The organism is Ruegeria sp. TASC047 (assembly GCF_059612445.1).
In genome coordinates this window covers 19223-27577 of sequence record NZ_JBXWQP010000049.1, presented here as the reverse complement: position 1 = coordinate 27577, position 8355 = coordinate 19223, and the positions used below count along the sequence as shown (strand labels likewise).

Here is an 8355-nt window from a genome sequence, read left to right as displayed (position 1 = left end):
GAAACCATCATCTCAATGGATCACAGGCCAATGATGCACTAACAATCAACTTGGACCAGTCAGATGAGGCTGCTCACAAACGGGTCCGCTGGTACGAAGTTCGAGTCAAACAAGTTGCAAAAGAAGATGCGCGAGTTCGTCTTCTTCGCACGATACCTGGCGTGGGTGCTGTGACGGCCTCTGCAATCATCGCTAGCATTGGAGATGGCCATCAGTTCCGCAATGGCCGGGAATTCGCTGCCTGGCTGGGCCTGACACCGGCCAACAAATCCAGCGGCGGCAAGGAGAAGCTTGGACGGATCACAAAGATGGGCGACCAGTATTTGCGATCATTGCTCGTCGTCGGCATGACGTCATTGGTCCGACAAATAAGATCTCACCCCGAACGCGCCAGCAAGTGGCTGACATCATTGCTCGAACGCAAAGCCGCCCGTGTCGCAACCGTCGCAATGGCCAACAAAACCGCCCGGATCGTCTGGGCAGTGCTAACCCGCAACGAACCCTACAGCCCACGTGCTGCCGTCTGAGACGAAAGGAACAATGAACTAGCAAGACCCGCGAGATGATGGTGCATAAGTCTGCCGCCAAAGCCAAGAAACTCCGCCGAATGGCGCGGGCGCAATAGCCCGTAAAGCTGATAGGAACTTGGTTTGCGGAACCCATCAGGGCCAGCGGTCAAAACCGCGCAAACAGGCCGGACACATGACTGCTTCTGACAAATGCACAAATCAGATCAAAAAGGACTTGCTATGCAGGAGCCATCCACACATGTCGTTCGCTGCAACTCGGCGCAATGGCTCAGTTGCGGACGTAGCGGCCGTTCGGTGCTTGTGTCTTCGAAGCACATCGTTAATCAGACGGGCGGATGTTCAGTATGTTTTATTACAGTTCTCGCGCCAAAAAATCTTGCTAAGGGTGTGATCAATCTCCCCGCGGCTGAGTGAAAAACCTGACCCGTTCTTGAATGAGTTCATCCGTGACCGGCATCTCGTCTGGGACTTGTACGATGCCGAGCGAGCTGTGGAAGAGCAAAAAGATCCGCGTTCGTTCAATCAAGTCGACCCCGGCAAATCCTATTTCGGCGAAGATTGCCTTGATGGCCGTGAAACGGGCGGCATCAACGCGCCGCACCACCTTTGCGACCGACGTATCCTGCGCAGCCCAACAGCGAAAAGCCGTGTCGAACTTATTCAGTTGTTCGCGTTCAACTCTGACCGCAAGCTGCAAGAGACGTTCGTGTGCCGGTGCTTTGCTGGCCGCGAGTGCACGGAGTTGCCGTTGGGTGAATTCTTCCTCCCAAAACGCAAGAAGCTTTTCTACAAAGTCTTGGCGGTTGCGGAAGTGATAATAGAAACTCCCCTTGGTTACACCGAGTTTGCCCGCCAGCTTTTCGACGTTCAGCCGAGCCTGACCGTCGCGCGCCAAAACGTTCAGTGCAGCCCGAAGCCATGCGGCGCGGTCGAACCGGCCGTCATGACTGGATTTGGGCATGGGGTTGGTCTCTGAACCTGACATCAAGAATAGGCCTAGCAAAGTACAAAATAGCATTGTACATACTTTTTCGTATGTAAAATTCCTCTGGGAGTCCATCAAATGATTCGATCAACGAAGTTCTTGACTGCCACGACCTTGGGGCTGGGGCTTGCCGCAGGTTCCGTGATGGGGCTGGCCGGTTCGTGGTCCGCAGCCGCGCAGGAAGCGGAGATGGAGGTCTCTCCAACGGTAGTGCGGGATCGCCCCCGCGACGTCTACTATCCGAATACGGAGGACCTCGCGCCTGACGAGATGCGGGTGATTGCCTGTGGGACCGGCATGCCGACAACAAGGGCGGCCCAAGCCGCGGCGTGTTTCCTCGTGGAGCTCGGCAACGGCGACAAGTTTCTTTTCGACATTGGCTCCGGGTCCGCCGAGCGAATTTCTTCATTGCAGATTCCCTACAACTATCTTGACAAGGTCTTCATCGGGCACCTGCACACCGATCACTTCGGCGCGCTTCATGATCTGTTCATTGGCGGGGCGCTGATGGGGCGCAACGTGCCCCTGCGCGTCTGGGGGCCGAGCGGAGCGACACCGGAACTTGGCACGGCCTATGCGCTCGACCGCATGCAGGAGATGCTGACCTGGGACCTCGCTGGCCGCGCCGGTCTGATAGATTTCCGCGGCTACGTCATGGATGTCACAGAGTTCGACTTTCGCGGCGAGAACCAGGTTGTCTACGAGGAAAATGGGGTCGTCATCCGATCTTTCCCGGCGATCCATTCCATTGACGGGTCGGTCAGCTATGCTTTGGAATGGAACGATCTGAAGTTTGTCTTCAGTTCCGACACATATCCCAACAAGTGGTTCATTGAATATTCAAAGGATGCAGACATCGTCATTCACGAGTGCTTTGTCGCGGTGCCGGATCTGATTACCAAGATGGGCTTCACGCCGGAATCGGCGCTTGTCGTCGGCACACAGATTCACACCTCACCCGAAGCTTTCGGCAAGGTGATGAGTGAAATCGAACCGCGCATAGCGGTGGCTTACCATTTCTTCAACGACTTCGACACCATCCTGAATGTGTATGATGGCATTCGTTCGACCTATGACGGACCCCTGAGCCTTGCAGAGGATTATATGGTCTGGAATGTCACCAAAGACGATATCCGCGTCCGGATGGCGCATCCGGAGCATGCGACATGGGCGCCGCCGCTGGCCGCACCGCCAGCCCTGCCGAATCCCGAGGACAAGACCGCTTTTGCGCAAGAGAGGGGCCTGCCGATTGAGGCCACCGAGTACTCCGACTTTACATTATCGGGCAAGTGGAATGTCGACGATGCCATTCGTCCGGTTTACGAAGCGACATCGGAAGAATTCGGGCGCGAGTTCGTTTACCCCGGCGACGAGTGAACTGAAAAGATTTGTGCGGGGGGTGAGAGCCCCTCGCCGCTGCACCCTTTGCACACAATGGAAAGCTCTTGAGGACCATTTGGTCCGCTTGGGCGCCAGCATTCAAGTCTGCGAAATGTCAACGGCAAATTAGATTGGATAAGTTGATATGCTCATCGTTCTGAGTCTCTATGCCGTTCTAATCTGGCTCATCTTCTTCAAGTTGAACCTGCTGCCATGGAGCACTGGCTCCAAGTCGTTGGTGGCGATTGTCGGGCTGCTCATCGTTCTGGTTGTCGTTGGGTTGCTGAATACCCGGACGCCGTCAGGGCGCGTGACAGTTGTCGCGCAAGTCGTGGAAATCGCGCCCGTTGTGGGTGGCATCGTGACCTCGGTTCCGGTGCAACCAAACATCCCGGTCACCCAGGGAACCGTTCTTTTCGAACTGGACAAAACACCGTTCCGGGCTCGTTTAGACGAAGCCTTGGCAAACCTTGAGATCGCATCGCTCACGCTGGATCGGCAGCAAACTGCGTTCGATCGCAACTCGAACACGGTTTCAAAGCAAACTCTTGACGAGTCACGCGCTGCACGGGCCGCAGCGCAGGCCCGCGTGGACGCTGCTCAATACGACTTCGATCAAAGCGTTGTGAGGGCTCCGTCCGATGGAGTTGTGACGTCACTGGGAGTTTCGGTAGGCGATCAGGCACGTCCCTTGAGCCCGGTTATGCCTTTCGTCCGCACCGACAGTCGGTTTCTGGCCGGTGTCTTTGCACAGAACGGTTTGACTGGGATGCCGGTCGGGACGCCCGTGAAGATCGTTTTCGATCGCACTCCGGGCCAGATCTACGACAGCGAAGTCGTTGAGATCGCGCAAGGTACCGGGTCGGGTCAGATACCGGTCGGGTCAAACCTCCTTACTGCGCTGGATATTGGGAGCAGCGGGGAAGCTTTGGTTGTGCTGGCGTGGCCTGAGGAGCTTGACAACAGCATTGCGACGCCAGGCATGGTTGGTTCGGCAACGGCCTTTGGGCCTGATGCCGGTGCCATGGGAGTCCTTGCGAACGTTCTGCTCTATATCAAGATGATCGGGACGTATTTGTGATTTCGGTGGGCTCAGTACGAGTTCTAAGATTGGTTCATGTTAAAAGAGAAGGAAAAAACACAAAATGTTTTTTGCAGATTGCCGCATGAGGATACGAAACGCTATGCCATATAATCTGACGTTGTTTTGGGTGGCCGCCGGCGTTTTCGGATTGGCGAGTGCAACTGCGAATGCTGAAGAAGGCACCACGCCTTGGACGTTTGAGGTTGGTGCATACGCTTTTGTGCCGATATCCATTGATGGGACATCAACGGTCGATGGGGGAGCGGTTGACCTTGATCTGGGACCGAGTGACATTTTTGACCTGCTCGAGTTCGCGCTCGCGGGGCGTTTTGAAGCATGGCGCGCCGCGCCCACAGCCGATGGGAGCGGCATGGGATTTATCCTTGACGCCACCTACGTCGATCTTGGTCTCGATGAGTCGAGCATTGGTCCCGGTGGTGCGGGGAACGTAGACGCCGACATCCGACAGGGCATTGTCGATTTTATGATAGCCTACCGGTTTCCCCATTTCAAAAGCAATGCGCCCAGTTTGCGGTATACCGAAATAGACCTGATGGCAGGAGCGCGGTACAATTATCTCAAACAGGAAATTGACGTGACACCCGGTCTTCCGGTTCCCTTCACTGCAAATCTAGGTGGCGATCGGGATTGGGTGTCTCCGGTCATTGGAGCCCGCGCGAACTGGGTATTCAACGAGAAATGGAACGCAGTTCTGCGCGGCGACATGTCTGGTTTCGGGGTATCGGGCGAAGACCTGAGTTGGTCGATCACGGCGCTTGCCGGGTACAAAATCGGAGAACAGACCACTTTGCGGTTTGGTTATCGCGTTTATGATATTGATTATTCAGATGGTTCAGGCGCGGACGAATTTGCTCTCGATGTGAGGCAGCACGGCCCCTTCATCGGGTTAAGTTACCGGTTTTGAATGATCGGGAAACGGGCTTCGTGCGGGGTAATACCCATCGACCGGAAATAGCATTTGTGAAAATTGCACCCCAGAAAGAGTGCAAACTCACGCATAAAGGACAAACATCGGGTGCACAGGCGGTTGAGGGCATGAACGTGTCAAGTTGGGTGTATCGTCTTGTTTGGGGTCTTTTCGGCTGGCTTGCAGTTGGTATTCCCGGACCGGTCTTCGCAGACCTGTCGCCGCTCAACGGTGCCGCTGTGGCACCGAATATTGCCGAGGTGCGTATTCTCGAAGACAGGGTTGAAGTCTTGCTTGAGGTCTATGTGGGCAACCTGGAGGTGTTTCAGGACCTGCTCCCAGACAATTGGTTTAGGGGCGACTCCGCAAGGGACCGACCAACGGCGGCCGAACGGCTGCGCCGGTTCTCGCAAACCGGGCTGCAAATCCGGGCGGACGGAGAACTTCTTGAGGCCGGCATAACCCTGGCTGAACCTCGCCGCCGCATCGACAGACTCACTGATCTCGCCCGTTCCGCAGGCCCCCTGACGGGCATGCAGATCATACCGGAGCCCCCAGAAGACGACAGGGTGTTCTATGTGAAGCTCGTCTATCCGTTTGATGGACAGCCCGCAGAGCTGGAGTTCTCGCCACCGGTGCAGCCGCCCGAGACGCCGCGGGTAAGCATCGGCTTCGTGGTGTTTCACAGGTCTGTCCATGTTATGGATTTTCGTTACCTCAGCGGCCCGGAAACCCTGCGCCTCGATTGGTCCGACCCGTGGTATTCGCGGTTCAAGAATAAGAACCTCAAGCGTCACCATGACAGCGGCTTGCTGACATTCCTCTACGTCGAACCTCGTGACGTGCGCCACGAGACGCTCATACGGGTGCAGGACCTGCAAGACTTTGTTGATCTGGGTCTTGATCCCGAAGCGAAGCTCCTGACGGTCGAGGATCAGGCGCGCATCACCCAAACGGCTCGCACGTTCTTCCGCGACCTGGCGCCAATCGAGGTGGACGGCTCGGTCATCGCGCCTGACAAAATACGGGCGGAATTCTTACAGGTTACCACGTCCGGGGTACGAGTTGTGGAAGGAGAGACCGCACTCGACCCGGCAACAGCACTTGTCGGGGTCATCGTCTCCTATCCGGTGGCGGCCCTCCCACAGACCGTTTCAACGCGATGGCCGCTGTTCAATGAGCGCATACCTCGCGTTCCGGCCACGATATTCGATCCAGCCGGTCCCTTCCTGACCCTCCTGGATCCAGAGGCGCAACAGATCGAATGGACCAACTACCTGACCCGGTGGGAAGAGCCGGTGGTGCGTCCCGTTAAAGTGAGCACTGCGTCCATGCTTCGGGTCCCCTGGCTGACCGGCTGTCTGATGGTGATTGGGATTGCTGCGCTTTGGGCGGCAGTCCGATTTGCGGGCCGCGCAAGGGCCGGCGCTTTGACCGGCACAGGCGCGGCATTTCTGGGTGCATTCCTGGCGTATCCGGTTACGATCGAGGTCGAGCTTCCGGGAAGAGGCGTTCCCGATAACGCGGCCGCGCAACTTGTGATGGCCAGCTTGTTGGAAAACATCGCAACAGCAATGCTTGAGACTGACGATGCTGGGTTCAATGCGGCACTCGAAGGATTCGTCGCCGGTGAAAGCATTGAAGCAGTTGGCCCCGAGATCCGCCGGGGTTTGACCGTTGCCCTTCCTTCCGGGGCCGAAGCCCGTACTGAGGAGATTGTAAATCTTGTCGTGGAGCAGATTGACAAAACAGCTGGTAGTGGCGGCCACCAAGTTCTGACCAGTTGGACCGCGCGCGTCAGTGGTGGACACTGGGGCCACATGCACCGCCGAGAAATCAGCTATCGCGGTCTCGCTGAGATTTTACAGATCGATGGTACTTGGGTTTTGAACGGCCTGACTGTCCTGAATGCTCAGGAGGCCACGTGACATCGGCTCAACTTCTCCTCCGATGCATCGGGATCGCCGCACTGCTGTGCACAATGTTGCTGAGCGGCGCGGCACTGGCGCATTTCAAACTCAACCTCAATGTGCGGATTTTTCATGTAGTTCACGAAGAGGACCGGCTCGACGTCTACCTGCGTACACCAATGCCTTATCTGGTGGCGGACATGACGGGCCCGATGGGCGCGGACGGCTTGCCCGCGCCTGCGCCCTATACATTTAATCGGCTCGAAGACGGTATGCCGATGCATCTGGTCGCTGTGGATCAGCTCCTCAAGGCCCCCAACGGTCTCGGCCAGATTGCTGCTGACGCTCTGGTGATCGAGGTTGACGGTGAACGGCTCCCGCTGGTCGTCGTCTCCGTCCGCGTCCATCCAAACGGGACCGAACCCGGGTTTGCAACCCGGGCTGAAGCGGAGGCCGCGCTCTCGGGCGGATCAGCTTTCCCGGTTGATGCGGGCGACACCTATGTCGGGGACGCACTCGTCGATCTCCACCTTCGGGCCCCGGCAGCGACGGGCTTCGGCGACTACCGGATCTCGGTCTCGTCCGATCCCGGCCTACCGGGACAGGAAGAAACAGCCAATCTTCTTCTTGACTATCGCGACGGATCCCCGCGCACTTACCGAAGCCGGGGGCTGATGGAGACACCGCTCCATGTGGCGGGCTCCGCCGTCGCAGCAGCGTCGACCTTCGTGATCGAGGGTGTCAGGCATATTCTGGAGGGACTCGACCACGTTCTTTTCGTCATTTGCATGATACTCGGTGCCGCAACCCTGCGCAGCCTGATCGCGCGTGTTACAGGGTTTACCCTTGGCCATACTGTGACACTCGTTTTGGGCTTCTTCGGCCTTGCGCCGCGGGGCGCTTGGTTCATTCCTGCGGTCGAGACCCTGATTGCACTATCGATCATACTCGCTGCGGTCGACGCTGTTGCTCGGTCGGCTAACAAGCGCAGCAATGGCCGTGCTGTCGTGGTTACCTCGCTGATCGGCGTGCTCCACGGCTTCGGCTTTTCCTTCATGTTGCAGAATATCCTTAAGGTCGACGCACCCAACGTCTGGCAGAGCCTTCTTGCGTTCAACATCGGGGTCGAAATTGGCCAACTCCTTATTGTCGCCGCTGTATGGCCCCTGGTGCTGATCCTGCGCAGTCGGCCGGCGCCTGTCTGGCGAATTGCCAGCTTGACAACCGCAGCGGCTGCCAGCGCAGTCGCCGCCTCTTGGGCTATAGAAAGAGCTGGGTCGATTTTTGCGTAATTGACTAGGGAAGCCAGTCGCATTTGCTATCTGCTTTCCTGTTTCGACCGTCGGCTTTGGGCTCTCCTGGTGCGCTCTTTGTTCCTGTGACGCTGTGCACTCGGCGCGTTCACCTTCAGGAAGCTGGCATGACGCGCCGTGCGCGTTTCTTGGACTTGGGCTGTCAAAAGCCGTTTGCATAAATACAAGTGTAAAGAGGATGTTGCCGCGCGAACGGGCGCATGTCTGAATCTCGGAAACGGTTGC

Annotated in this window: 7 protein-coding genes; 6 read left to right on the top strand and 1 reads right to left on the bottom strand. The window is 57.2% G+C overall.

Annotated features, from left to right (window positions below; translation table 11 throughout):
• A partial coding sequence (locus AC2FLO_RS17660) for an IS110 family RNA-guided transposase (RefSeq protein ID WP_496754980.1) occupies nt 1-527 on the top strand: 527 nt, incomplete at its 5' end.
• A 394-nt stretch (nt 528-921) separates the two neighbouring features.
• Here the strand turns inward: AC2FLO_RS17660 and AC2FLO_RS17655 are convergent.
• Complete coding sequence (locus AC2FLO_RS17655) at nt 922-1491, bottom strand: TetR/AcrR family transcriptional regulator (RefSeq protein ID WP_496754979.1); 570 nt, start codon at nt 1489-1491, stop codon at nt 922-924.
• A 102-nt stretch (nt 1492-1593) separates the two neighbouring features.
• Between AC2FLO_RS17655 and gntH the strand changes: the two genes are divergently transcribed.
• The 5 genes from gntH (at nt 1594) to AC2FLO_RS17630 (ending at nt 8109) form a co-directional block, all read left to right on the top strand.
• On the top strand, nt 1594-2892 hold the full coding sequence (gene gntH, locus AC2FLO_RS17650; RefSeq protein WP_496754977.1) for a guanitoxin biosynthesis MBL fold metallo-hydrolase GntH: 1299 nt from the start codon (nt 1594-1596) through the stop codon (nt 2890-2892).
• Between the two features lie 148 nt (nt 2893-3040).
• Complete coding sequence (locus AC2FLO_RS17645) at nt 3041-3976, top strand: HlyD family secretion protein (RefSeq protein ID WP_496754976.1); 936 nt, start codon at nt 3041-3043, stop codon at nt 3974-3976.
• Nucleotides 3977-4040: 64 nt separating this feature from the next.
• Complete coding sequence (locus AC2FLO_RS17640; protein ID WP_496804371.1) at nt 4041-4904, top strand: outer membrane protein; 864 nt, start codon at nt 4041-4043, stop codon at nt 4902-4904.
• A gap of 131 nt (nt 4905-5035) precedes the next feature.
• A complete protein-coding gene (locus AC2FLO_RS17635; RefSeq protein ID WP_496754972.1) occupies nt 5036-6835 on the top strand; it encodes a hypothetical protein in 1800 nt (599 codons plus the stop codon).
• The gene (locus AC2FLO_RS17630) at nt 6832-8109 is read left to right on the top strand and encodes a HupE/UreJ family protein (RefSeq protein ID WP_496754970.1); all 1278 of its coding nucleotides are present in this window, start codon (nt 6832-6834) and stop codon (nt 8107-8109) included. The genes AC2FLO_RS17635 and AC2FLO_RS17630 overlap by 4 nt, the downstream gene beginning before the upstream one ends.
• Nucleotides 8110-8355 lie beyond the last annotated feature (246 nt).

Coding starts and splice junctions, on each gene's coding strand:
- AC2FLO_RS17655 (WP_496754979.1), bottom strand. CDS start 1,491: ATGCCCAAATCCAGTCATGACGGCCGGTTCGACCGCGCCGCATGGCTT.
- gntH (WP_496754977.1), top strand. CDS start 1,594: ATGATTCGATCAACGAAGTTCTTGACTGCCACGACCTTGGGGCTGGGG.
- AC2FLO_RS17645 (WP_496754976.1), top strand. CDS start 3,041: ATGCTCATCGTTCTGAGTCTCTATGCCGTTCTAATCTGGCTCATCTTC.
- AC2FLO_RS17640 (WP_496804371.1), top strand. CDS start 4,041: ATGTTTTTTGCAGATTGCCGCATGAGGATACGAAACGCTATGCCATAT.
- AC2FLO_RS17635 (WP_496754972.1), top strand. CDS start 5,036: ATGAACGTGTCAAGTTGGGTGTATCGTCTTGTTTGGGGTCTTTTCGGC.